The sequence below is a fragment of the Arthrobacter sp. KN11-1C genome (genome assembly GCF_052180225.1).
GTDB lineage: Bacteria > Actinomycetota > Actinomycetes > Actinomycetales > Micrococcaceae > Arthrobacter.
Window position 1 is genome coordinate 3263198 of record NZ_CP197467.1, and the last position, 22523, is coordinate 3285720.

Consider the following 22523-nt stretch of genomic DNA (forward strand, 5'->3'; position numbering starts at 1 on the left):
TCATTCGGTACTCGGTTATGTACCCGATACTCCCGCAGCGGCGTTCGATATCTAATTACACGTGTGTAACTACCAAGCCGTCAAGCCACGCCGGGATAATAATCAACTTTCCGCACTAACCAGCGCCGCGCCACGCCCGGTATTTTTTCGCCCCGCCCGCGCGCCATGGCGGAAAACGGAAGCTTTGCATCACTTAAGATGTATTTTCATTGAATTTCAGGGAAATCGCTTGACACTCTGAGCGCCGCGCCCGCGTCGCGCCATAGCCCCATGTGGCGCAATTCACACGCCCCGGGACCTGGCCTGACGCCCCGTGGCAAGATGTAGCCATGAGCACCCCCGCGATGAACCTGATGGCAGCCCTGCGTTCCGGACACGCCACATCCCCCCGCCTGACCTGGTACGGACCGGACGCCGAACGGGTGGAGCTCTCGGGGCGGGTCCTGGACAATTGGGTGGCCAAGACCAGCAACCTGCTCCAGGACGAGTTCGACGCCGAACCGGGCATGAGCCTTCGACTGGACTTGCCGGCCCATTGGAAGTCCCTCGTGTGGGCGCTGGCCGGATGGCAGCTGGGCATGGAGCTCGTGCTCGACGGCGGCAGCGCGGACCTGCTTGTCACGGACACCCCCGACGCCGGCGCGGGAGCCGGCTTCGACGCCGTCGTCGCCGTGCCGCTCGCGGCACTCGCGATGCGCTGGCCGGGAGAACTGCCGGTCGGCGTCGTGGACTACGCGGCTGAAGTCCGCTCCCACGGCGACGTATTCATGGCGCACGCCGAACCCGACGCGGCGCTGCCGGCCCTGCGCCGCCCTGAAACCGGGCACTCGCACGGCGAATTGCTGGACGGCTTCGCCAAGGACCATGACAACGGCGTACGCCTGCTGGTCCGCGCGGCCGACGGTTTGGAGTCGGCCCTCGCGGACGCACTCGGCGCATGGAACAAGGACGGCTCAGTAGTCCTGGTGCACCCGGACGTTGAGGTCACCGGGCACCTGCTGGAGAACGAGCGCGTCAGCGGCGCTTGACCGCGTCTTCGCCTTCGTCGGAGCCGGCCTCGGTGCCGGCGGCATGCATTGCCTTGGCTTTGGCCCTGTGGTGGGCCTCGATGATCTCGTGGTCGTGCGAGAAGGCCTCTTCTTCGTCGAGCTCCTTGTTGAACACCAGGAAGCGGTAGGCGAAGAAGCGCACGACGGTGGCCACGAGGATGCCGACAACACCGGCGGCGAACAGGACGTTCTTGTCCTGGATGTTCATGCCGTATTTCGCGATGGCGGTGAGGCCGGTGGAGATACCGATGCCAATGCCGTTGATGACGATGAACATCACGAACTCGCGCACCACGTTCGCCTGGCGGCGGTGGCGGAAGGTCCAGAAGCGGTTGGCGACCCAGGAGAACACGGTGGCCACGGTGGCGCCGACGAAACGGGCTTTGGCTTCACTGTCGGACATCGGTCCGTGCATGAGATAGTAGGTCAGACCGTTATCTATGACGAACGCAACACCGCCGACAGCGCCGAACTTCGCTACTTCGCGCCAAAAGAGCGAGGCGAGCCCGCGCATGCGATCTGCAAGTGTGTTGATCATGACCCTCCATGGCCGTTGTTCTAGGGGGCCGATGGGCCGAGGCTCTATTTTAGCTCCGATTCCTTGGAGCTTGCCGAATTATTCGGCCCCAAAAGCCACGGGCCAACGCTACGAGGGGCCGGCGACGGACAAAATCAAGGAACCAGCCGCCGGTTCGGTAGGCTGAACCTTGTGACTTTTCCTGTAATTGGCGTGGTTGGCGGCGGCCAGCTCGCACGAATGATGGCCCCGGCGGCAACCGCCCTTGGCTTTGAACTCCGGGTCCTTGCCGAAGGCGAGGACGTTTCCGCGGTCCGGGCCGTGGCAACGGCTCCCATTGGCGACTACAAGGACCTCGCTGCCCTCCTCGAGTTCTCGGAGGGCTTGGACGTCATGACGTTCGACCACGAGCACGTCCCCACCGAGCACCTGAGGGCGCTGATCGAGGCCGGAGTCAACGTCCAGCCCGGCCCCGATGCCTTGGTGCACGCCCAGGACAAACTCGTGATGCGTGCTGCGATCGACCGCCTGGGGCTCCCCAACCCGGCATGGGCTGCCGTCCACGGCGTCGAAGACCTGGTGGCCTTCGGCGAGCAGACCGGCTGGCCGATCGTCTTGAAGACCCCCCGCGGAGGCTATGACGGCAAGGGCGTGCGCATCATCCATTCCGCCGACGACGCCCGTAGCACCACCGACTGGTTCGACGCCATGAGCCCGCTCCTGGCCGAAGAGAAGGTCGACTTCAGCCGCGAGCTTTCCGCGCTGGTTGCGAGGACCCCCGACGGCGAATCCCGCGCGTGGCCTGTTGTCCACACTGTCCAGGTGGACGGCGTCTGCGACGAAGTGATTGCGCCGGCCCAGGACATTCCCGTGGAGGTCGCCGCGGCGGCCGAAGAGGCGGCGCTGCGGATCGCCAATGAACTCGGAGTCACCGGCGTGATGGCCGCGGAACTCTTCGAAACGCCCGGCGTCGGAGTCGGGTTCCTGGTCAACGAGCTCGCCATGCGGCCACACAACACCGGCCACTGGACGCAGGACGGCTCCGTCACGAGCCAGTTCGAGCAGCACTTGCGCGCAGTCCTCAATCTCCCGCTCGGTGCTACCGACGCCCTCGGCGCGGTGGTCGTCATGAAGAACTTCCTGGGAGGCGACAACCAGGATCTCTACAGCGCCTACCCGAAGGCCCTCGCCTACGAACCGGCCGCAAAGGTCCATTGCTACGGCAAGTCCGTGCGGGCCGGCCGCAAGATCGGGCATGTGAACCTGGTCGGCAACTCGACGGCGGACGTCGACTCCATCCGACACCGCGCCACCATTGTGGCCGACATCATCCGTGACGGCCGCATGCCGGCCGGGACCACCACCGAGGAGACCGCATGAGCGCAGAAACCATGGATCCCGAAAATGCAGGGGCAGCGAACGCCTCCCCGATCGTAGGCCTCGTCATGGGCTCCGACTCGGACTGGCCCGTCATGGAAGCCGCTGCGGACGCCCTCGCGGAATTCGGCATCCCCTTCGAGGCCGACGTCGTCTCCGCGCACCGCATGCCCACGGAGATGATCCGCTACGGCCAGACCGCCCATGAGCGCGGTATCCGGGTCATCATCGCCGGAGCAGGCGGCGCAGCCCACTTGCCGGGCATGCTCGCCTCCGTGACCCCGTTGCCCGTCATCGGCGTCCCGGTCCCGCTGAAGACCCTGGACGGCATGGACTCCTTGCTGTCCATCGTGCAGATGCCCGCCGGCGTTCCCGTGGCCACTGTTTCCATCGGCGGCGCCCGCAACGCCGGCCTCCTGGCCGTACGCATGCTGGCGTCCGGAAGCGACGACCTTGCCGTGCGGCTTCGTGGCGAGCTGCTCGAATTCGCCCAGGAGCTCAACAACACCGCCACGGAGAAGGGTGCCAGGCTCCGCGACAAGGTTGCCGAGGTCTTCTCGACGGCGAACGTCTCCGCCCGGAGCGGTCGCTAAGAGACCGGGCAGCCGCTAGGAGCCCGGGCAGCCGCACAGAGGTCATCCCCGGCAATCCCGAATGAACCGTCCCGCAATGACAAGGATCCCGCGCCGTGTACCAGCTTGAGAATGTTCTCCGCCCCTACGCATGGGGATCGACGACGGCGATCGCCGCCCTGCTGGGAAGGCCCGCCTCCGGTGGTCCGGAAGCGGAGTTGTGGATCGGAGCGCACCCGGACTCGCCGTCCGTGGCCACCCGTCCGGATGGCTCTTCCGTCGCCTTGGACGCCTTGATCAGCGTGGATCCCGTGCATTTCCTTGGTGAATCGAGCGTGGCCGAATTCGGTCCCCGCTTGCCGTTCCTCACCAAGCTCCTTGCAGCGGACAAGCCGCTGTCCTTGCAGGTCCACCCACGCCTCGAGCAGGCCAGGGACGGCTTCGCGAAGGAAAATGCGTCTGGCATGGCAGCGGACGCACCCGAGCGCAACTATCGCGACGACAACCACAAGCCGGAGATGATCTTCGCGCTGACGCCGTTTCACGCCCTCTGCGGTTTCCGCCCGGCCGCCGATTCGCGGCGTGTCTTCGAGCACCTCGCGACCCTCCTGGACCTTGCCGCCGTCGACGTTCCGGACGTCATCGCCGGAGTCGTCTCGGACCTTTCCGGGTCCGATGAGCCCTCGGCGCTCAAAGCTGCGTTCACCCGGCTGATTACCGGCGGGGAGGCCGTCTCCGCGGCCACCGATCAGGTGGTTTCCATCCTGAAATCGGGCGCACCGATGGGGCAGCACGCCGCTGAACTCTCGACGTTGGTGGACATCAACAGCGAGTTCCCGGGCGATCCCGGTGTCCTGATTTCCCTGCTCCTGAACCTTGTCTTCCTGTCCCCGGGCGAATCGGTGTACCTGCCGGGCGGAAACGTCCACGCCTACCTGAAAGGCCTCGGCGTGGAGGTGATGGCGGCGTCGGACAACGTGCTCCGTGGCGGCCTCACCCCCAAGCACGTGGATGTTCCGGAACTCCTGAAGACCATCGAATTCGCTTCCCTCGGCGTCCCGCGCATCGAGCCCAGGATCTCCGGCTTCGGCCAGGATCTCTATGTGCCGCCGTTCAAGGAATTCCAGCTCCAGCGCATCGAGCTGGGTCCCGGAGCGGAACCGGTGCCGATGGCCCAGGCGGGTCCCGCCGTCGTCGTCGTGGTTTCGGGTTCCGTGGTGCTCGACTCCCCCAAGAGCGAGCTCGCCGTCGAGCGCGGCGGGAGTGCGTTCATCCCGGCGTCGGAAGAGCCCGTCATGGTGCACCCGGTTGCCGGGGCCACGGGCACCAGCGTCGCCTTTGCCGTGACCACAGGCTTGGGGAACTAACTGTGGAGTACTTCCTGCAGACGCCCGCATGGGCGTCCTTCCAGCGATCCCTCGGCCGTACCGTGCACGAGGAATCCGGGCCGGGGTGGCGTTTCCTCGCAGTGGAGGAAACGAACCCCGCCGGCAAGGTGATCTACACGCCCTACGGACCCGTGGCCGATTCGCTGGAGGCCTTCGACGAAGCCGTAACCGCCCTCGTGGCGATCGCGCGCCGCAGCCGCGCAGTGTTTGTCCGGATGGAACCTGTCACTGCCGGGTTCGAAGCCGCCGACGCCGGTGCGGTCCTGCGGGAACGCGGCCTGCAGCCGGCGCCGTCCAACCAGCAACCGGAATTGAGCTGGATCGTGGATCTGGCGGGCGACTTCAAGGACGTCCTTGCGGGCATGAAACCCACCAACCGGAACCTGTACCGCAACATCCACAAGAAGGGTGTCACCTTCCGGTCCTCGCAGGATCCCGAAGAGATCTCGGTCCTCCTGAACTTCCTGCACATGACCGCCGCACGCAACGGCTTCAAGCCCCAGAGCGACGACTACCTCAGCTCGGTGGCCCAATCCCTCATGCCGGCCGGTGCCGGCACGCTGTTCATCGCGGAACTGGAAGGCGAGCCCATCGCGGCGGCGCTGGCGTACGACTCCGCCGACACGCGTACCTACGCGCACGCGGCGCTCGATGACACGCATCGCAAGCTTAGCGCTGGCATTCCGTTGCTCGTGACGCTCATGGCGGACGCCAAGGACAAGGGACTCAAGCACGTCGATTTGTGGGGCGTGGCCCCGGAAGACGAGCCTGACCACAAGTGGGCCGGATTCACCGCCTTCAAGAAGTCCTTCGGGGGCCGTGAAATCGCCTACCCCGGCACGTGGGACCTTCCCGTCAACAAGCTCCGCTACGGGGCCTACCAGCTAGCCCGGAAGCTGCGCGAAAAACTCCGCTGACCGCACAAAAAACCGGGGCTTGTTTCCCATTCCGTTGCTTCAAGCGCCGGAATGGGAAACAAGCCCCGGTTTTGTGGGTCCTACTTGCGGGCGTAGCCCTCCCACTTGCTGGCCTGGTGCTCGCCGTCGACGAAGCGGATCGTGCCGGACTTGGAGCGCATCACGATGGACTGGGTCAGGACCTTGTCCTTGGAGTAGCGGACACCCTTGAGCAGGTCGCCGTCGGTGATGCCGGTAGCTGCGAAGTAGCAGTTGTCGCTCGTGACGAGGTCGTTCGTGGAGAGGACGCGCTCGAGGTCGTGTCCGGCGTCGATGGCTTTCTGCTTCTCGTCGTCGCTGGTGGGCCACAAGCGGCCCTGGATGACACCGCCGAGGGACTTGATGGCACATGCGGCAACAATGCCTTCCGGCGTGCCGCCGATGCCCATCAGGGCGTCGACGCCGGTGCCGGAACGTGCGGCGGCGATGGCGCCGGCAACGTCGCCATCCATGATGAACTTGGTGCGGGCACCGGCTTCGCGGATTTCCTCCACCAGCGGGCGGTGGCGGTCGCGGTCCAGGATCATGACGTTGAGCTGGTTGACCTTGACGCCCTTGGCCTTGGCGATCAGGTGCAGGTTCTGCTTCACCGGCAGGCGGAGGTCCACCATGTCGGCGGCTTCGGGACCAGTGACGAGCTTCTCCATGTAGAACACGGCGGAGGGGTCGAACATGGTGCCGCGTTCGGCCACTGCAAGCACGGCGAGGGCGTTGTTGATGCCCAGGGCAGTCAGCCGGGTTCCGTCGATGGGGTCGACGGCGACGTCGCACTCGGGTCCGGTGCCGTCACCGACGTGCTCGCCATTGAAGAGCATGGGGGCTTCGTCCTTTTCACCCTCGCCAATGACAACGACGCCGTTGAAATGGACGGTGTGGAGGAAGGAGCGCATGGCGTCAACGGCCGCGCCGTCCGCCTTGTTCTTGTCGCCGAAACCAACCCAGTGGCCGCCGGCGATGGCAGCAGCTTCGGTGACCCGGACAAGTTCGAGGGCCAGGTTGCGGTCCGGCTCATCGGTCCCGACGGCGAGCGCCGGCGAAATCGTGGAATACTTCTGGGACATTGGCGCTGGAGACACGTGAACCTCTTCTTCGATGACGCGATTCGTGGGACCAGGAATGGCTGGGCTTGGCGGCCTGAATGATTCCTCTAGAAGAGATCATAGTCGCGGCGGAGCGGCACGGTCATGGGATGACCAACTCCCGGAACGCCCCTTGCGCGGACCGGCCGATGTGTATTAGCCGCTTCGATAGGAGACTATTGAAGCGTGAGTGAAACGCAAGACAAAGCAATTGCCGCTGTCCCGCCAAGCAACGGAGGCAACGAGGCAGCCGGCAGCAATGACGCCGGCCAGCCGGCCATCAAGCCCGTTATCGCGGCAAAAGCCGCAAAACGGGCCAATGCTTCGGTCATCGGCATGCTCATCGCGTTGCTCCTGTGCGTGTTGGCGTTCCTTCCGATCGTGCTCATGAATCCGGCGCCAAAGAGCAGCGGTTACAAGCCCGACGTCGATGTGGCCGCAACCGCCGCCAATGCGAAAGATGTGGCGGGTTTCACACCTGTAGCGCCGAATACCGGCGACACATTCAGTCCGAACTACGCCCGCTGGAACTCCGGGACCGGCGATGGCGTGCCCACGTGGGAGGTCGGCTACGTCACTCCCCAGCAGATGTTCATCGGAATTGTCCAGACCCGCAAGGCCAATCCCACCTGGATTTTCCAGCAGACCGGCAGCGCTCCGATTACCGGCACGCGTAGCGCCGGCGGCCATGACTGGGAGCTCCACGACACGGCCAAGGGCAACCGCAGCATGGTCCTGAACTACCGCGGCACCACGGTCATCCTGAGCGGCAGCGCCGGACTGGACGAGTTCTCGACGTTGGGCGCAGCTGTGGTCAAGGCAATGGACGCAGCTCCTGTCGCTTCCGCGGACGCGAGCACGAAGCCCGGCGACACGGTTTCGCAGCCTGCCACCCCCAAGCCGTAAAGTAGCGTCGTGGCTACCTATCTGACTCCCGCACTTGCCTGGCGCCGTTTGCGAGAAGGAAACGAACGCTTCGTCGCCGGCGAGTCCCTGCACCCCAACCAGGACGCTTCCCGCCGGCACTCCCTCGTGGAGGACCAGCATCCATTCGCCGTGATCTTCGGCTGCTCGGATTCCCGCCTGGCCGCGGAGATCATCTTCGACCTCGGCCTGGGCGATGCCTTCGTGGTCCGTACGGCCGGGCAGGTGATCGACGACGCCGTCCTCGGTTCGCTGGAATACAGCATCTCCCAACTGCATGTTCCGCTCATCGTGATCCTTGGCCACGACAGTTGCGGCGCGGTGACTGCGACGAAGAGCGCTGTGGAGACCGGTGAAATGCCGGCAGGTTTCATCCGTTCCCTCGTGGAACGCATCACGCCCTCCGTCCTCACGGCAATGCGCAACGAGCAGACGGACGTCAACGAGATGGTGGTGGAGCACGTCAAGCAGACAGCCCGCCGTCTGGCCGACAGTTCCCGTGTGATTTCCGACGCGATCGACGACGGCCGGGCCGCCGTCGTCGGGCTTTCCTACAAACTGGACGAAGGCCGCGCGGCGCTAGTTTCCGGGATCGGCAAGCTCTAAGCCGGATGCCGCGCCGCCCCCGGAGGGGCGGCACCAAGCGGCCGTAGCTTTGCTCCCCCGGTTTTCGGTCAAGCGGCTGCTCGCCATAAGCTAGCCCCATGACTTCCACTCAAGAATCCAACGCGGCCGAGTTCCGTATTGAACATGACACGATGGGCGAAGTTCGCGTTCCTGTGAACGCCCTGTACCGCGCCCAGACGCAGCGCGCCGTGGAGAATTTCCCGATCTCCGGCAAGACGCTTGAGCGCGCGCACATCGAGGCCCTGGCCCGGGTCAAGAAGGCCGCTGCCCTCGCGAACGCCGAACTTGGGGTGCTCGACGGCGAGCTCGCCGGGGCGATTGCCGACGCTGCCGATGAGGTTGCCGCCGGAAAGTACGACGGCGATTTCCCCATCGATGTCTTCCAGACCGGTTCGGGCACGTCGTCCAACATGAACACGAACGAGGTCATCGCCGAGCTGGCGACGCGTGCCCTCGCGGCCGCCGGGAGCGACAAAGTAGTCCACCCGAACGACCACGTCAACGCTTCCCAGTCCTCCAACGATGTCTTCCCGACGTCGGTCCACGTCGCCGCGACATCGGCCCTGATCAACGACCTGATCCCGGCCCTCGGCTACCTGGCTGCTTCCCTGGACCGCAAGGCCGTGGAGTTCAAGGACGTCGTCAAGTCCGGCCGCACCCACCTGATGGACGCCACTCCGGTGACCTTGGGCCAGGAGTTCGGCGGCTACGCCGCGCAGGTCCGTTACGGCATCGAGCGCATCAACGCTGCGCTCCCCCGCGTCGCCGAGGTCCCCCTGGGCGGCACGGCGGTGGGCACCGGCATCAACACCCCGGAAGGCTTCCCGGAGCGCGTCATCGAGCTCCTCGCAGCCGACACCGGCCTGCCGCTGACCGAGGCGCGCGACCACTTCGAAGCGCAAGCCAACCGCGACGGCCTCATCGAGGGCTCCAGCCAGCTGCGCAACATCGCCATCTCCTTCATGAAGATCAACAACGACCTCCGCTGGATGGGCTCCGGCCCCAACACGGGACTCGGCGAGATCTCCATCCCGGACCTCCAGCCCGGCTCGTCGATCATGCCGGGCAAGGTCAATCCGGTCATCTGCGAAGCCTCGATCATGGTCTGCGCCCAGGTCATCGGCAACGACACCGCCATCGCCTGGTCCGGTACCAACGGTGCGTTCGAGCTCAACGTCGGCATCCCGGTGATGGCCGCCAACCTGCTCGAATCCATCCGACTCCTCGCCAACACGAGCCGCGTCATGGCCGACAAGATGATCGACGGCATCACGGCCAACGTGGAGCGCGCCCGCTTCCTGGCCGAGGCTTCCCCGTCCATCGTGACCCCGCTGAACAAGTTCATCGGTTACGAAGCAGCCGCAAAGATCGCCAAGAAGGCCGTTGCGGAGGGTTTGACCATCCGCGAAGCCGTGATCTCCCTTGGCTACCTCGAGCGCGGCGAACTGACCGAAGAGCAGCTCGACAAGGCCCTCGACGTCACCACCATGACCCGCCCGGCCCACAAGGCCTAGCCTCCCACCAGTCCGACTGGCCAGCCCGACGGCGGCCGGCACCTTCCCCACGGAAGGCGTCGGCCGCCGTCGTCGTTTCCTCCCATTGAGATTTTCTTGCACTATTGGATAAAAGGTGCAAAACTTTACTTTGTGGAAAATAGTGCAACTAACGACGGCGGGCTCCGGGAGCGCAAGCGCGCTCAGACCCGCGCGGCGATCTCCGCCGTCGCCCGGTCCCTGACGGCCCAACGCGGACTCAACGGCTTCACCGTCGAGGAAGCCTGCGAACAGGCCGGGATATCGCGGCGGACATTCTTCAACTACTTCCACACCAAGGAAGACGCAGTGATCGGCTCGTTCTCCGACGAGCTTCCCGAAGAGGCCCTGGAGGCCTTCAACCGCAACCCCGCCCGTGCCGCCGGCACCATCTCAGACTCGTTGCTGTCCGCGCTGCGCCAGTTCACCCTGGCAGTCCTCGAACGGTCCACCGTGAGTCCGTCGGAGATCCGTCAACTCATCGCGGCAGTCACGGCCGAGCCCCAGCTCCTGGGCCGTTTGACCCGCGAAGGCGAAGTCCGCGAGCGCCAGTTCGCCGAACTCATCGCCGCCCGTGAAGGCCTCCCGGCGGATCACACAGAGGTCGTCATGGCCGCCGCAGTCTTCGGCGCGGTCACCAAGAAGACGAGCAAGCAGTTCTTTTCCGAGGAGAACACCGAGCCCTACCGGGAACTGCTGGACCGGAACCTCAACGCAGCCCGCACGCTCTTCGCCCAACCGCTGGACATCAACCCCGTCGAACCCCAGAAGGATCAACCGTGAGTACCACTCTCAAGACCAAAGCGGCTGCACCGCTGCTTTTGACCCAGAGAAGGATCTGGATCATTTTCTCGGCGTTGATCGCCGGCATGCTGCTCTCGAGCCTGGATCAGACCATCGTGTCCACGGCAATGCCCACGATCGTCGGCAAGCTCGGCGGCGTGGAGAACCAGGCCTGGATCACCACGGCCTACCTGCTCGCCACCACCATCGTCATGCCGATCTACGGCAAATTCGGTGACATCCTGGGCCGTCGGAACCTCTTCCTGATTGCCATCGGCTTGTTCACGGCAGCTTCCATCGGTTGTGCCTTCGCCACCGACTTCTGGGGCTTCGTGATCTTCCGCGCCATCCAGGGCCTGGGCGGCGGCGGACTGATGATCCTCTCGCAGGCCATCATCGCCGACATTGTGCCCGCCAAGGAACGCGGCAAGTACATGGGCCCGCTCGGTGCCATCTTCGGGCTCTCCGCCGTGGCCGGTCCGCTCCTGGGCGGCTTCTTCGTCGATCACCTGACCTGGGAATGGGCCTTCTACATCAACATCCCCATCGGCATTGCGGCCTTCACCATCGCCTGGTTCACGCTCACCCTGCCGAACAAGAAGGCCGAAAAGCGCATCGACATCCTGGGTGTGCTGCTGCTGTCCGCTGCCACGGCCTGCCTCATCTTCTTCACTGACTTCGGCGGTAAGAAGGACCAAGGCTGGGATTCCCCGCTCACGTGGGCCTTCGGCGCCGGCATGGTGCTCGCCGCCTTCCTCTTCGTCCTCGTGGAGCGCAAGGCCGAAGACCCCATCATTCCGCTGAGCCTGTTCAAGAACCGGATCTTCATCAACGCGACGGCCATCGGCTTCACCCTGGGCCTGGGCATGTTCGCCGCCATCGCGTTCGTCCCGACCTTCCTGCAAATGTCCTCCGGTACTTCAGCCGCCGTCTCTGGCCTGCTCATGCTGCCGATGATGGTGGGACTCATGGGGACGTCCATCTACTCCGGTATCCGCATCTCCAAGACCGGCAAGTACAAGATGTTCCCGATCCTCGGAGCGAGCCTCACGATCGTTGCCATGTTGTGGCTGACCACGCTCACCGCGGCAACCCCGATCTGGGTCATCTGCATCCAGCTGTTCATCTTCGGCGCAGGCCTTGGCTTGATCATGCAGGTCATCGTCCTGGTGGTCCAGAACGCGGTTCCGGCCGAGCAAATCGGCACGGCAACGAGCACGAACAACTACTTCCGCGAGGTCGGGGCTTCGTTGGGCGTCGCCGTCTTCGGTTCCATCTTCACCACGCGGCTCGCAGAATCCCTCACCAAGGCATTCACAGGCGCCGGGGCTTCCGCCGCGCAGGCCGCGCAGTCAACCAGCAAGCTTGATCCGCAGACCTTGGCCCAGCTGCCGGTCCAGATCAAGGACGCCATCGTCAACGCCTACGCCGACTCGCTTGCACCGGTGTTCTGGTACCTGATCCCGTTCATCGCGGCCGCCCTCCTGCTCGCCATCACCCTCAAGCAGATCCCGCTCTCCGACACCGCCGGAATGGTGGCCCGGGGCGAGGCTGTCGGGGGCGAGGAAGCGGAACGACTTGAAGCCGAACGCCTCGGAGGATCCTCCAACGTGACGGTTGACGAGGTCGACGCGGTTGACGAGCCGAAGTCCGGGCCGGTGGGGCCGGTGGGGCCGGTGGAGCCGGTGGGCGACAATGACGGTGAGCTCGCACGACGCTGAGCTCGCACGAAGCTGAGCCGGACATGCCCCGCGTTGGCTCGGAAGAGTGGACATATGAGGAATATGTCCACCCCCCGAATGCAAAGCCGGGCATGTCCACTGGGCCGAAGTCGGTCTCGCGGGACATACGCCCGACCCGCCGGCAGCTGGGCCAGGTCAACAGGGACGCCGCAATCTTATGGGGGTTGCGGCGCTCCTGTTGTCCTGCGCTAGCCCGAGCGAGTGGACATGCTCTGCGTTGGCCCGGACCAGTGGGCATGTCCGGCGCTGAGCCCTGGACATGCCCGGCGTTGGCTCGGAAAAGTGGACATATGAGGAATATGTCCACTGCCCGAATCCAAAGCCGGGCATGTCCACTGGGCCGAAGTGGGTCTCGCGGGACATACGCCCGACCCGCGAGGTAGCTAGCCGGGTCAACAGGGACGCCGCAATTTTATGGGGGTTGCGGCGCTCCGGTTGTCCTGCGCTGGCCCGGGCGAAAGGACATGCTCTTCGTTGGCTCGGACGAGTGGACATAAGAGGAATATGTCCACTGCCCGAATCCAGAGCCGGGCATGTCCACTGGGCCGAAGTGGGTCTCGCGGGACATGCGCCCGACCCGCGGGTAGCTAGCCGGGTCAACAGGGACGCCGCAATCTTATGGGGGTTGCGGCGTCCCTGTTGTCCTGCGCTAGCCCGGGCGAGTGGACATGCTCTGCGTAGGCTCGGACGAGTGGGCATATCCGGCGCTGAGCCCGGGACATGCCCTGCCTTGGCTCGGACGAGTGGACATATGAGGAATATGTCCACTGCCCGAATCCAGAGCCGGGCATGTCCACTGGGCCGAAGTCCGTCTCGCGGGACATACGCCGTACCCACCGGCAGCGAGCCGGGTCAACAGGGACGCCGCAATTTTATGGGGGTTGCGGCGCCCCTGTGTTGCCCGGCCCCGGGGGCGCGTGGCCTTGCGGAGTCTGGCCTAGGCTGGAACCCATGAGTCCAGAGCCCGAAGAATCCGCAAACATCAGCCCCGCCGTTCGATGGGGACTAGGGGCAGTCCTTTTCGGGCTTCTGGCCGTCTCCATTGCCGCCGCCAAGGGCGAATGGTGGACCATCGTCGGAGCTGTCGTTTGCGGTGCCACGGCTTGCCTCTTCGCCGCCCGCGCGATCCTCGCGGCCCGTCAATCGCGCTGATACGCCACGGCGGTGCCCGGCTCCAGCGCAAGCCGGATGGTTTCGCGGTGGCCCGCACTGATGTCAGGCAACTCGTCGAGGGCAAACCAGCCGACGGCGATTGACTCGTCGTCGTTGACGCGGGCCTCCCCCGAGACATAGCGGCATTTGAAGGCAATATCCAAGAAGTCGCAGACGTCTCCGTTGGGATACATGACCGGGCCGATCACACCCACTGCCAGGATCCTTTCCGTTTCCGCCACCACGGCAGTCTCCTCGAAGATCTCGCGGATCAAGCCAGGGGCTGGATGCTCACCCGGTTCGAGCATTCCGGTGATCAAGGTCCAGCGGCCGTTGTCGGCCCGTTGGCACAGCAGGACCCGGTTCTCGTCGTCCAGGACCACGCCCCGGACGCCAGGTAGCCACAGCGGATCGTTGCCGATCTTCTCGCGGATTTCTCGGATGAATTCCGGGACCGGCACGGCCTAATCCGCTTCCGTTGAATCAGTCATCACCAACACGTGCTCTGCCTCCGCTTCCGGACCGGATCCGCCAGTAGGGCGAGTATCCCACCGGCGATGCCCGAATGACAGCGGGCTAGGCTGCCCACACGGTCGCCCCCCGCCGACGCGGCGCACGGCACTCTTCACGCGGGCAGTGCAAACATCGCCGCTGCCGCACCGGCAAGCATGAATGGCCCGAATGGAATTGCCGATTTCAAGGTTCCCCTCCGGGCGGCCAGGACTCCCAGGCTCCACAGCCCGCCGAAGAGGAACGCCGCAAACGTTCCGGCGAAAACATGCGCCCAACCCAGGTATCCAAGGTAGAGGCCGAGGACACCAGCCAATTTGACGTCGCCGAAGCCCATCCCGGGCGGATACGCCAAACGCAGGATGAAGTAGAAAACCCACAGCACGGCTCCCCCGGCCACGATGCCCAAGGCGGGCACGCCGAGGAAGGGGGCACCGCCGTCGGGCGCTGACCCAGCCGTTCCGCCGCTTGCGCTCCCGGCCGCTCCCCCAGCCAAGGTGACAGCCATCGCCGCGCCGAGCAGCAACACTCCGGCGATCGCATACGACGGGAAGACGATCCGATTGGGCAGGAGGTGGTGGCGGACGTCGATGACCGTGAGACGGGCAGCCATGATCGCAAAGTACACACAAGCTGCCAGCAGGAGCCAGAAGGCCGGGAGACTGGTCCCCCACAATTCGCCGAGTCGTCCGATCACCCTCGGATGCTATCGGTTTTCTCAAAGCTGCGCCGGTCACGCACGCTTAGACTGTGGATATGGGGCGCTACAGTGCAGAAATCCAAGGCAATCAGGACGCCGACATGTCCTCCACCTTCCGGAACCTCTGCCGTTCCTCCCCGTGGAAATGGACCAGCCTGAGGTTCGAATACCTCGACCGGCCAAGCACCACAGAAGCCAAGGTGCGCGCCTGGCTGCGTCGGCCGGGAGCGCTTCGGCTCGAAACCATGGACGGCGGGTTGCTCCATAGCACCACGGGAATCAATGACTCCCGCGACGGGCTTTACCTCGGTTCGAAGCGCAAGTCCTGGCTGTTGCCGGCCCACTTGGTGACGCCCGTCTACGACTCCGCAGGCTTGGTCCGTCGGCGCCCCGAGGCAGCGTATGGTGAACCGTCATTCGGGAACGGTCGGCTCGCGGCAGCACTCGATCCTGTCGAGCTCGCGGGAAATGCGCCGGTACCGATGGAGTTTCCCGAGTCCAACCGGGTGTCGTTCGGGCCCATCCGGGAAGTGGATCACGAGGGGCGCCCGGCCTTGGAAACCATCGCGACGCCGGGACACAGCTACGTGGCATCCGATGCGGCAACGCCGCTCTGCTTCCCTGGACGCACGCTCTTGCGGGTGGACTCTGGAACGGGCGTGTGCGTTTCCAGCCAATCGCTCGACGGCGACGCCACCGGTCAGGGGCACTGGATGCGGATCCTGGGGGTGGACGAATACATGCTGGACGATCTGTTCCTCGCCGAGTCGATGAACCTCACCGACGTGCGAAAGCACATCAGCTGGGACATCGGCCCCCGCGCATGAGCGCGGCCCCCGCCCTGGAACCCCCGCTCACATATACGCGCCTTCCGCCGAACGCTCGCTCGCTTATCCGTGGCCCGAGTCGACAGATGACAAGCTATCCCGGCCGAGTCCGCTAGGCTTCCCGGAAGAACGAGCTAAGTGCGATCTGACCCGCCTTGGGTCTTACCTTGACCACACCCCGTTTGGTGTTGCGCCCCATCCAGGATGCTGACATCGCCGCAGCTGTCGCGGCAGCCCTCAGCGGCATTCACGATCCGGGGAAGTCGCCCTTCCGCAATGCCTGGACGGAACTGCCCGAGGACGAGTTGGGTTCCACATGGCCCGATGGTATTGGCGTTGCCGTGCGGGAATGGCCCCGGAATCATGGACGATCCTCCTGGGCATCTGGCACAACAACGAGTTCATTGGCTGCCAGGATGTCGAGGCGAAGAATTTCGCATCGTTGAAGACCGTCTCCACCGGCTCCTGGCTCAAGAAAAGCGCGCAAGGCCAAGGCCTCGGCAAGGAAATGCGCGCGGCCGCCCTCAGCTACGCCTTCGACTTCCTGAAGACAGAGGAAGCTACATCGGAAGCTGCCGCGTGGAACAAGCAATCACTGGGTGTATCCGCCAGCCTCGGTTACGGGTTCAACGGCAGCTATCGCGACCAATGGGGCGCCGACGTCGTGGAGGTCCAGCGCGTTCGACTCGCTCCGGAAGCGTTCATTAGGCCGGACTGGAAGCTGAAAGTAGACGGCCATGAGGCCGCAGCAAAGTTCCTGGGTTTGTGAGCGGGCGTCGGCGAAAAACCCGACATACGTGAGCGGGCGTCGGCGAAAAGCCCGACATACCTGAGCGGGCGTCGGGCAGCAGAAGCTCAAGAATCGGCGGAAGGCCGTGGCCGACGAACCCGGCCACGGCCCTCCGCACAGTGGAACCTTAGATTTCAGCCCCTTCGAGCAGCTCCGTCACGAGGGCCGCGATCGGCGAGCGTTCGGAGCGGGTCAGGGTGATGTGGCCGAACAGCGGGTGCCCCTTGAGGGTCTCGACGACGGCGGCAACGCCGTCGTGCCGGCCGACGCGGAGGTTGTCCCGCTGGGCGACGTCGTGGGTCAGGACGATCTTGGAGTTCTGGCCGATTCGGCTCATGACCGTGAGGAGCACGTTCTTCTCGAGCGACTGGGCTTCGTCAACGATCACGAAGGCGTCATGGAGCGAACGTCCGCGGATGTGGGTCAGCGGCATGACTTCGAGCATGCCCCGGTCCATGACTTCTTCCACGACTTCCTGGCTGACGAGTGCACCGAGAGTGTCGAAAACCGCCTGCGCCCAGGGGTTCATCTTCTCCGCCTCGGAACCGGGAAGGTACCCCAGTTCCTGTCCACCCACCGCGTACAGGGGGCGGAAGACGATCACTTTGCGGTGTTCCCGGCGCTCCAGGACGGCCTCGAGTCCGGCACACAGGGCGAGGGCCGACTTTCCGGTGCCCGCCCGGCCGCCGATCGAGACGATTCCGACGCTGGGGTCCATGAGCAGATCGATCGCAAGGCGTTGCTCGGCTGAGCGGCCATGTAGTCCGAAGACATCGCGGTCGCCCTTGACCAGCCGAACTTGCTTGTCCGCGCCCACGCGGCCCAGGGCGGAGCCCCGGTTTGAGAGCAGCACCAAGCCCGTGTTGACCGGCAACTCGGCAGCTGCCGGGATGAAAACCGGCTCGTGCCCGTACAGGGTGGTGATTTCGTCCTCGCTGGCCTCGATTTCCGCCATGCCGGTCCAGCCGGAGTCCTTGACGAGTTCATTGCGGTACTCATCCGCGAACAGCCCCATCGCAGAGGCTTTGACGCGCATGGGCAGGTCCTTGGAGACGACCGTGACGTTGTGGCCTTCGTTGGCGAGGTTCTTTGCGACCGCCAGGATGCGGCTGTCGTTGTCCGCGCCGCGGAATCCTGCCGGCAGCACTTCGGTGGACACATGGTTCATCTCGACGCGCAGCGTGCCACCGTCGGATCCGATCGGGATCGGTTGATTCAAGCCGCCGTGCTCGATGCGCAAGTCATCGAGGAGCCTGAGGGCCTTGCGGGCGAAGTAGCCCAACTCGGGATCGTGGCGTTTGCCTTCAAGTTCGGTGATGACCACGATCGGGACAATGACTTCGTGCTCGGCGAAACGCAACAAGGCATGCGGATCGGAAAGCAAAACGGAAGTGTCAATCACATAGCTCCGGCCAGTCGGGGTACCGGACTGTGCAGTCCGTCCACTGTTGGCCCGCTTGGTGCGAGAGGTAGCTGAACTTTCCCCGTCGGAAACGACTACGGGCAGTTGCTCAGAAATAGCCACATCGACTCCAGCCCCGGGCGAACCCGGCTTATTCGTGAGGCGGCTCGGCCGGAAGGCCGGGCGCGGCCCCCCACGTAACTGGTGCGATGATTCGCTCCATCTACTGGCCTCCCCGATCAGCAGGCGGTTTGCCTACTGATGGGATTAACGTATTCCCGTGCGATTACATTTCCGGTTAGCCCAAACGGCGATTCGCGTAGACAAAATGTGAACTTCCCGTAAACGGCAGCTCACCGGTAAGTCACGGCGTCAGGAACCGAAGCGGCGCTGGCGGCCGGCATAGTCCCGCAGGGCCCTGAGGAAATCAACCTTGCGGAAAGCGGGCCATAGCGCCTCGCAAAAATAGAACTCGCTGTAGGCGCTTTGCCACATGAGGAAGCCAGACAAGCGCTGTTCACCTGACGTGCGGATCACCAGATCGGGGTCCGGCTGGCCGCGCGTGTAGAGGAAGCGTGAGATGTCGTCCACGGAAAGTTCGTCGGCCAGCTCGGTGATGTCGCGGCCGTGCGCGACGGCGTCGTGCAGCAGTTCCCGCACGGCGTCGACGATTTCGCGCCGTCCGCCATAACCGACGGCCACGTTCACGTGGAGCCGCTCGCGGATCGGAGTGCGGGCGGTGAGCTTGGTGAGCCGATCGGCAAGATAGTCCGGAAGCAGTTCGGGCGCACCCATGGCGTGGACCGAGATATTGGCGTCGTCATCCAGGCGGTCGAGGGTGTTGGCGATGATTCCCATGAGCAGTTCGAGCTCTTCGCCCGAGCGGTTCATGTTGTCCGTCGAGAGCATGTACAGCGTGACGACTTTGACCCCGAGTTCCTGGCACCAGCCGAGGAATTCGTGGATCTTGTCCGCGCCTGCTTGGTGGCCTTCGCTGGTTGGGGCGTTGAATTGCCGCGCCCAGCGGCGGTTGCCGTCCACCATGACGCCAATGTGCCGGGGAATCTTTTCCTGCTCGAGGGAACGGAGCAATTTGCGCTCGTAGAAGCCGTAGAGGAAGCCGGGCCACTCCATCCGGACACTCACCTGACTTCCTTTGAACAGCACGTAAAAAGCGAACAAAACAACGACGGCGGCCGGCCCGTCGGGCGGTCGGCCTTCAGTCACACAACGATCGCCGCCTCCGGACTGCTGCCGTAGGCGCACCACCAAGGCTACCTTCCCAAGCTGGTCGGTCGGCACACCCGGGCAGCGGAAAACGGTCGCAAAACGCATTACTCCGCAGTAACTTATCCCGGCGCGGGTTACGCTTTAACGATGTCGGAGCTGCTCACAACCAAGCCAAGGTGGCGCGGCTGGATACATGCTGTGGCCACGCCATTCGCCGTCGCGGCAGGGATCGTCCTGGTGACGTTGGCGCCGACGACAGATCGCAAAATCGCCTCCGCAATCTACGCTTTGACGGGTGTGCTGCTCTTCGGCGTGTCCGCCGTCTACCACCGCGGCAATTGGGAGCCGAAGACCAGGATGGTCCTCAAACGCCTGGACCACACCAACATCATGCTGGTGATCGCGGGCAGCTACACTCCCCTCGCCTGGTCGCTGCTGGAGCGTCCCAAGGCCGTGCTCCTGCTGTGGGTGATCTGGTCCGGAGCGCTGGCGGGAGTGCTCTTCCGGGTACTCTGGACCGGCGCGCCACGTTGGCTGTACGTGCCCATCTATGTTGCGCTGGGCTGCGGGGCATTGTTCTACTTGCCGGAGTTCTTCGCGGCGAACGTTCCAGCCGCAATCCTGATCTGCGTGGGCGGGGCCCTCTACATCGCCGGCGCGGTTTTCTACGGGATCAAAAGGCCCAACTTGAGTCCGTTGAACTTCGGCTTCCATGAGCTCTTCCATGCCCTCACGGTGCTGGCCTTCGCCGCACATTTCGCCGCGATCATGATTGCCGTGCTCAGTTAATTCGCGGTCCTGGGCTAGCCGGCGGACTCCGTCATCGCGTCCAGGCGCTGCGTGAGTTCCTCGACGGAGCCAAGCGGCAGGTCACACACCATTCCACGGCACAAATACACCTGCGGTGAGCCGTCCGCGGCAGGCGTGCGGGCCTCGAGCAGTGGCACCTCCGGTTCCGCGGGGCGGTCACCGGGCTGCGCGCCGTCGTCGTCGGCTGCATCGCCGGCCATCTCGTGCTGGACGGCCACCACCATCCCCGGGCTCGGCGAGGCCAACAGGGCACGGTGGAGTTCGCGCTGCTGTTGGCCCGAAGGGCCGGACACAGCCGCCTCTATGGGTCCTGCTGCGGCCGCCTGGGCGGTCGCCAGCAGCCATCCCGCAACCCGTGGTGCCCGTCCGGCTACGGGCGGCAGGAGCGAGAGGATGTTGCTTGCCATGGCCCTGTGCTCGTGTGAACCGGAGTAGGCCGCATAGCTCAGCAGCACCCCGGCAAAGGCCGCTGCCCCGCTCGGCGCCGCGTTGTCAAAAGGATCCAAGCCTGCGTGCTGGCCCTGCGCGTTGAAAACCTGGGCCGACTCCCCCACGGAATCCGACAACCTGCCGTCCACCACGAAGCGTGCGCAGGCTCCCCGGATCAGCTGCTCCGCCAATCCGTACCATCGACGCCGGCCAGTCACGGCGTAGAGAGCCAGGAAGCCTTCGGCGCAAAACGCATAGTCTTCCAGCAAGCCGGTGATCCCTCGCGCAACGCCGTCGTGCGAGACCCTGATCAGTACCCTGGCGCCGGGGTTTGCGGGCGCATCGGCCGCCGGACGCCAATGCACACGCACCAGGTATTCGGCGAGGCTTTCCGCTGCGGTCACCAGTTCCGGTCGGTCCAGGATCGCACCGGCTTCGGCAAGCGCCGCGATCGCCAGGCCGTTCCAGCCTGCCACGACCTTGTCGTCCCGGGCCGGCTGGGGGCGCGCCAAGCGAGCGGCGTGCAAAACGGGCCCGACGCGGTTCCACAACGCCAGTTCCGCCCCGGACAATAGGTGCCCGGGATGGAGCGGAGATCCAAGCTCCGAGACTGTTCCGGACGGCCCCACGTTCATCATCCGGGCCACGGCGGCGCCGTCCCCCGGGCCAAGCACGGCTTCGAGGGCCGCCGGAGTCCACAGGTAGGACGCCCCTTCGTGGTGCACCCCGTCCACCACGGTATCGGCGTCGAGCGAGGATGCGAGTCCGTCCGGGGCTGCCGGATCACCCACGCCGAGCGAGTCCAGCATCCAGTCCGCCACCCGCGACGCCACACTCGCGGCCTCGCCTGCGGGCAGGACCCAGTCGCCGTGGAGCCGGACCCAGCGGACGTAGACGCGGAGAAGCTGGGCGTTGTCGTAGAGCATCTTCTCGAAGTGCGGCACGGACCAATCCGCGGTCACGGAATACCGCGCGAAACCGCCGTCGAGCTGGTCGCACAGTGCGGAACGGGCCATGGCGGCGAGAGTGCGGCCCGCCATGTCGCGGGCGGCGTCCGAGGTATCCGACGCCACGGCAGCGTGCCGTATCAGGAACTCAAGAACCGCCGACGGCGGGAACTTGGGAGCGCCGCCGAAGCCGCCGCCGTCGGGGTCCTCCGAGCGGGCGAGAAGCCGCACGGCTTCCGACAGCAGGCTCTTGTCCAGGCTTTCGGGCGGCCTGTCGAGGAATACCGCCGATGCAAGCTGGGCATTCGCCATGCCGACGGCGAGCATCCGCGCGTTCTGCTCGACGGCGTCCCGGCGTTCCAGCCACGCCTCGTGGACCGCTTCAAGCACTTGGCGGAAGGACGGCCTCCCGGGCTGGGCTGTTGGCGGGAAATAGGTTCCTGCGTGGAAGGCCAGGCCTTCGGGCGTCAGGAAGACGGACATCGGCCAGCCGCCCTCGCCGCTGATGGCCTGGGTGGCTGCCATGTAGATCGAGTCCACGTCCGGGCGTTCTTCGCGGTCCACCTTGATGGCCACGAAACGGCCGTTCAGGTAGTCGGCGGTCTCCTGGTCTTCGAAGGACTCGTGGGCCATGACGTGGCACCAGTGGCACGCGGCGTAGCCAATGGAGAGAAAGACGGGAACATCGCGGGCCGCCGCGAAAGCGAAGGCCTCATCGCCGAACGGCCGCCAATGCACGGGATTGTGCGCATGCTGGCGGAGATAGGCGGACGGTTCCGAGCCAAGGGCGTTGGACGCCCCCGGCCATTCCCGGGTGGTTCCCGGGTCAGCGGGCTCCGGAACCGGCATCGCCGTCGGACTCTTCCGCGTCCGGCTTGCCCTGGACGCGGCCGTCGGTTTCCGCGCCGTCAGTCCCGCCAACAAGGGCTTCCTCGACCTGGGCGCGGTAGCGGACCCGCCGGATCCGGCGGACCATGTCCACGATCAGGAAGGTCGTGAGCACCACAATGAAGGCAGTCAGGACGAAACCCCAGGTTCCCGGGGTCACCTGGTCTTCCGACAAGCCGGGGCGCAGCGACGGGGTCGGGGTAGGCGACGGGGTCGTGGCCAGGGCGATGAGAAAGTGGTGCACGGTTCAAACCTTCTATGGGAGTTTCCAGCCGGGTGGCGACTTCTACGC

The 22523-nt window shown here is 65.0% G+C and carries 22 protein-coding genes; 14 read left to right on the forward strand and 8 right to left on the reverse strand.

The window, feature by feature from the left end:
- The first annotated feature begins 329 nt into the window (after nucleotides 1–329).
- Nucleotides 330–1028, forward strand: coding sequence for a TIGR03089 family protein (locus ACSBOX_RS15235; protein WP_442543198.1), 699 nt, complete (start codon nucleotides 330–332; stop codon nucleotides 1026–1028).
- Here ACSBOX_RS15235 and ACSBOX_RS15240 read toward each other — a convergent pair.
- A complete protein-coding gene (locus tag ACSBOX_RS15240) occupies nucleotides 1015–1587 on the reverse strand; it encodes a GtrA family protein (protein ID WP_442543199.1) in 573 nt (190 codons plus the stop codon). The two genes, ACSBOX_RS15235 and ACSBOX_RS15240, sit on opposite strands and share 14 nt — an antisense overlap.
- A gap of 219 nt (nucleotides 1588–1806) precedes the next feature.
- On the opposite strand from ACSBOX_RS15240, the gene ACSBOX_RS15245 reads away from it, so the two are divergent.
- From ACSBOX_RS15245 to ACSBOX_RS15260, 4 genes are all read left to right on the forward strand, one after another.
- Complete coding sequence (locus ACSBOX_RS15245) at nucleotides 1807–2946, forward strand: 5-(carboxyamino)imidazole ribonucleotide synthase (RefSeq protein ID WP_442546042.1); 1140 nt, start codon at nucleotides 1807–1809, stop codon at nucleotides 2944–2946.
- Nucleotides 2943–3536, forward strand: coding sequence for a 5-(carboxyamino)imidazole ribonucleotide mutase (purE, locus tag ACSBOX_RS15250; protein WP_442543200.1), 594 nt, complete (start codon nucleotides 2943–2945; stop codon nucleotides 3534–3536). Before ACSBOX_RS15245 ends, purE begins: the two co-directional genes overlap by 4 nt.
- Before the next feature lie 95 nt (nucleotides 3537–3631).
- Nucleotides 3632–4882 carry a mannose-6-phosphate isomerase, class I gene (gene manA, locus ACSBOX_RS15255; protein ID WP_442543201.1) on the forward strand — a complete coding sequence of 417 codons (1251 nt, stop codon included), beginning with the start codon at nucleotides 3632–3634 and terminating at the stop codon, nucleotides 4880–4882.
- A gap of 2 nt (nucleotides 4883–4884) precedes the next feature.
- Nucleotides 4885–5820: a lipid II:glycine glycyltransferase FemX gene (locus tag ACSBOX_RS15260; protein WP_442543202.1), complete on the forward strand. Its 936-nt coding sequence runs from the start codon at nucleotides 4885–4887 to the stop codon at nucleotides 5818–5820.
- Nucleotides 5821–5900: 80 nt separating this feature from the next.
- Here the strand turns inward: ACSBOX_RS15260 and glpX are convergent, their stop codons facing one another.
- Nucleotides 5901–6920 carry a class II fructose-bisphosphatase gene (gene glpX / locus ACSBOX_RS15265; RefSeq protein WP_171983398.1) on the reverse strand — a complete coding sequence of 340 codons (1020 nt, stop codon included), beginning with the start codon at nucleotides 6918–6920 and terminating at the stop codon, nucleotides 5901–5903.
- A 204-nt stretch (nucleotides 6921–7124) separates the two neighbouring features.
- On the opposite strand from glpX, the gene ACSBOX_RS15270 reads away from it, so the two are divergent.
- From ACSBOX_RS15270 to ACSBOX_RS15295, 6 genes are all read left to right on the forward strand, one after another.
- Nucleotides 7125–7844: a DUF4245 domain-containing protein gene (locus tag ACSBOX_RS15270; protein ID WP_442543203.1), complete on the forward strand. Its 720-nt coding sequence runs from the start codon at nucleotides 7125–7127 to the stop codon at nucleotides 7842–7844.
- 9 nt (nucleotides 7845–7853) lie between these two features.
- A complete protein-coding gene (locus ACSBOX_RS15275) occupies nucleotides 7854–8468 on the forward strand; it encodes a carbonic anhydrase (protein ID WP_078105935.1) in 615 nt (204 codons plus the stop codon).
- 98 nt (nucleotides 8469–8566) lie between these two features.
- A complete protein-coding gene (locus ACSBOX_RS15280) occupies nucleotides 8567–10003 on the forward strand; it encodes a class II fumarate hydratase (protein ID WP_442543204.1) in 1437 nt (478 codons plus the stop codon).
- Between the two features lie 132 nt (nucleotides 10004–10135).
- On the forward strand, nucleotides 10136–10804 hold the full coding sequence (locus ACSBOX_RS15285; RefSeq protein ID WP_442543205.1) for a TetR/AcrR family transcriptional regulator: 669 nt from the start codon (nucleotides 10136–10138) through the stop codon (nucleotides 10802–10804).
- Entirely contained in the window at nucleotides 10801–12525 is a 1725-nt protein-coding gene (locus ACSBOX_RS15290; RefSeq protein WP_442543206.1) for an MDR family MFS transporter, read from the forward strand. The genes ACSBOX_RS15285 and ACSBOX_RS15290 overlap by 4 nt, the downstream gene beginning before the upstream one ends.
- Before the next feature lie 972 nt (nucleotides 12526–13497).
- Complete coding sequence (locus ACSBOX_RS15295) at nucleotides 13498–13698, forward strand: hypothetical protein (RefSeq protein WP_442543207.1); 201 nt, start codon at nucleotides 13498–13500, stop codon at nucleotides 13696–13698.
- Here the strand turns inward: ACSBOX_RS15295 and ACSBOX_RS15300 are convergent.
- Both ACSBOX_RS15300 and ACSBOX_RS15305 read right to left on the reverse strand, forming a co-directional pair.
- Entirely contained in the window at nucleotides 13686–14159 is a 474-nt protein-coding gene (locus ACSBOX_RS15300) for an NUDIX hydrolase (protein ID WP_442543208.1), read from the reverse strand. The two genes, ACSBOX_RS15295 and ACSBOX_RS15300, sit on opposite strands and share 13 nt — an antisense overlap.
- A gap of 164 nt (nucleotides 14160–14323) precedes the next feature.
- Nucleotides 14324–14905, reverse strand: a complete 582-nt coding sequence (locus ACSBOX_RS15305; RefSeq protein WP_442543209.1) for a prepilin peptidase — start codon at nucleotides 14903–14905, stop codon at nucleotides 14324–14326.
- Nucleotides 14906–14964: 59 nt separating this feature from the next.
- Here ACSBOX_RS15305 and ACSBOX_RS15310 point away from each other — a divergent pair, with 59 nt between their 5' ends.
- A complete protein-coding gene (locus tag ACSBOX_RS15310; protein WP_442543210.1) occupies nucleotides 14965–15735 on the forward strand; it encodes a hypothetical protein in 771 nt (256 codons plus the stop codon).
- A gap of 349 nt (nucleotides 15736–16084) precedes the next feature.
- On the forward strand, nucleotides 16085–16504 hold the full coding sequence (locus tag ACSBOX_RS15315) for a GNAT family N-acetyltransferase (RefSeq protein ID WP_442543211.1): 420 nt from the start codon (nucleotides 16085–16087) through the stop codon (nucleotides 16502–16504).
- Nucleotides 16505–16652: 148 nt separating this feature from the next.
- Here the strand turns inward: ACSBOX_RS15315 and ACSBOX_RS15320 are convergent, their stop codons facing one another.
- Nucleotides 16653–17927 (reverse strand): PhoH family protein, encoded by a 1275-nt coding sequence (locus ACSBOX_RS15320; protein ID WP_269993222.1) that lies wholly within the window; start codon nucleotides 17925–17927, stop codon nucleotides 16653–16655.
- A gap of 372 nt (nucleotides 17928–18299) precedes the next feature.
- Complete coding sequence (locus ACSBOX_RS15325; protein WP_078105947.1) at nucleotides 18300–19061, reverse strand: isoprenyl transferase; 762 nt, start codon at nucleotides 19059–19061, stop codon at nucleotides 18300–18302.
- A 243-nt stretch (nucleotides 19062–19304) separates the two neighbouring features.
- Between ACSBOX_RS15325 and trhA the strand changes: the two genes are divergently transcribed.
- Nucleotides 19305–19946, forward strand: a complete 642-nt coding sequence (gene trhA / locus ACSBOX_RS15330) for a PAQR family membrane homeostasis protein TrhA (protein ID WP_442543212.1) — start codon at nucleotides 19305–19307, stop codon at nucleotides 19944–19946.
- A gap of 14 nt (nucleotides 19947–19960) precedes the next feature.
- Here trhA and ACSBOX_RS15335 read toward each other — a convergent pair whose 3' ends face one another.
- Both ACSBOX_RS15335 and ACSBOX_RS15340 read right to left on the reverse strand, forming a co-directional pair.
- Nucleotides 19961–22192 (reverse strand): thioredoxin domain-containing protein, encoded by a 2232-nt coding sequence (locus tag ACSBOX_RS15335; RefSeq protein WP_442543213.1) that lies wholly within the window; start codon nucleotides 22190–22192, stop codon nucleotides 19961–19963.
- Nucleotides 22170–22475 carry a hypothetical protein gene (locus tag ACSBOX_RS15340; RefSeq protein WP_442543214.1) on the reverse strand — a complete coding sequence of 102 codons (306 nt, stop codon included), beginning with the start codon at nucleotides 22473–22475 and terminating at the stop codon, nucleotides 22170–22172. The genes ACSBOX_RS15335 and ACSBOX_RS15340 overlap by 23 nt, the downstream gene beginning before the upstream one ends.
- Between the last annotated feature and the right edge of the window lie 48 nt (nucleotides 22476–22523).

Bases quoted from the DNA above. Each gene is read 5' to 3' on its own strand.
- purE (WP_442543200.1), top strand. From the start codon at position 2,943: ATGAGCGCAGAAACCATGGATCCCGAAAATGCAGGGGCAGCGAACGCC.
- ACSBOX_RS15310 (WP_442543210.1), top strand. From the start codon at position 14,965: ATGGGGCGCTACAGTGCAGAAATCCAAGGCAATCAGGACGCCGACATG.
- ACSBOX_RS15295 (WP_442543207.1), top strand. From the start codon at position 13,498: ATGAGTCCAGAGCCCGAAGAATCCGCAAACATCAGCCCCGCCGTTCGA.
- ACSBOX_RS15315 (WP_442543211.1), top strand. From the start codon at position 16,085: ATGGCCCCGGAATCATGGACGATCCTCCTGGGCATCTGGCACAACAAC.
- ACSBOX_RS15325 (WP_078105947.1), bottom strand. From the start codon at position 19,061: ATGGAGTGGCCCGGCTTCCTCTACGGCTTCTACGAGCGCAAATTGCTC.
- ACSBOX_RS15235 (WP_442543198.1), top strand. From the start codon at position 330: ATGAGCACCCCCGCGATGAACCTGATGGCAGCCCTGCGTTCCGGACAC.
- ACSBOX_RS15335 (WP_442543213.1), bottom strand. From the start codon at position 22,192: ATGCCGGTTCCGGAGCCCGCTGACCCGGGAACCACCCGGGAATGGCCG.
- ACSBOX_RS15240 (WP_442543199.1), bottom strand. From the start codon at position 1,587: ATGATCAACACACTTGCAGATCGCATGCGCGGGCTCGCCTCGCTCTTT.
- trhA (WP_442543212.1), top strand. From the start codon at position 19,305: ATGTCGGAGCTGCTCACAACCAAGCCAAGGTGGCGCGGCTGGATACAT.
- ACSBOX_RS15280 (WP_442543204.1), top strand. From the start codon at position 8,567: ATGACTTCCACTCAAGAATCCAACGCGGCCGAGTTCCGTATTGAACAT.
- ACSBOX_RS15245 (WP_442546042.1), top strand. From the start codon at position 1,807: ATGATGGCCCCGGCGGCAACCGCCCTTGGCTTTGAACTCCGGGTCCTT.
- glpX (WP_171983398.1), bottom strand. From the start codon at position 6,920: ATGTCCCAGAAGTATTCCACGATTTCGCCGGCGCTCGCCGTCGGGACC.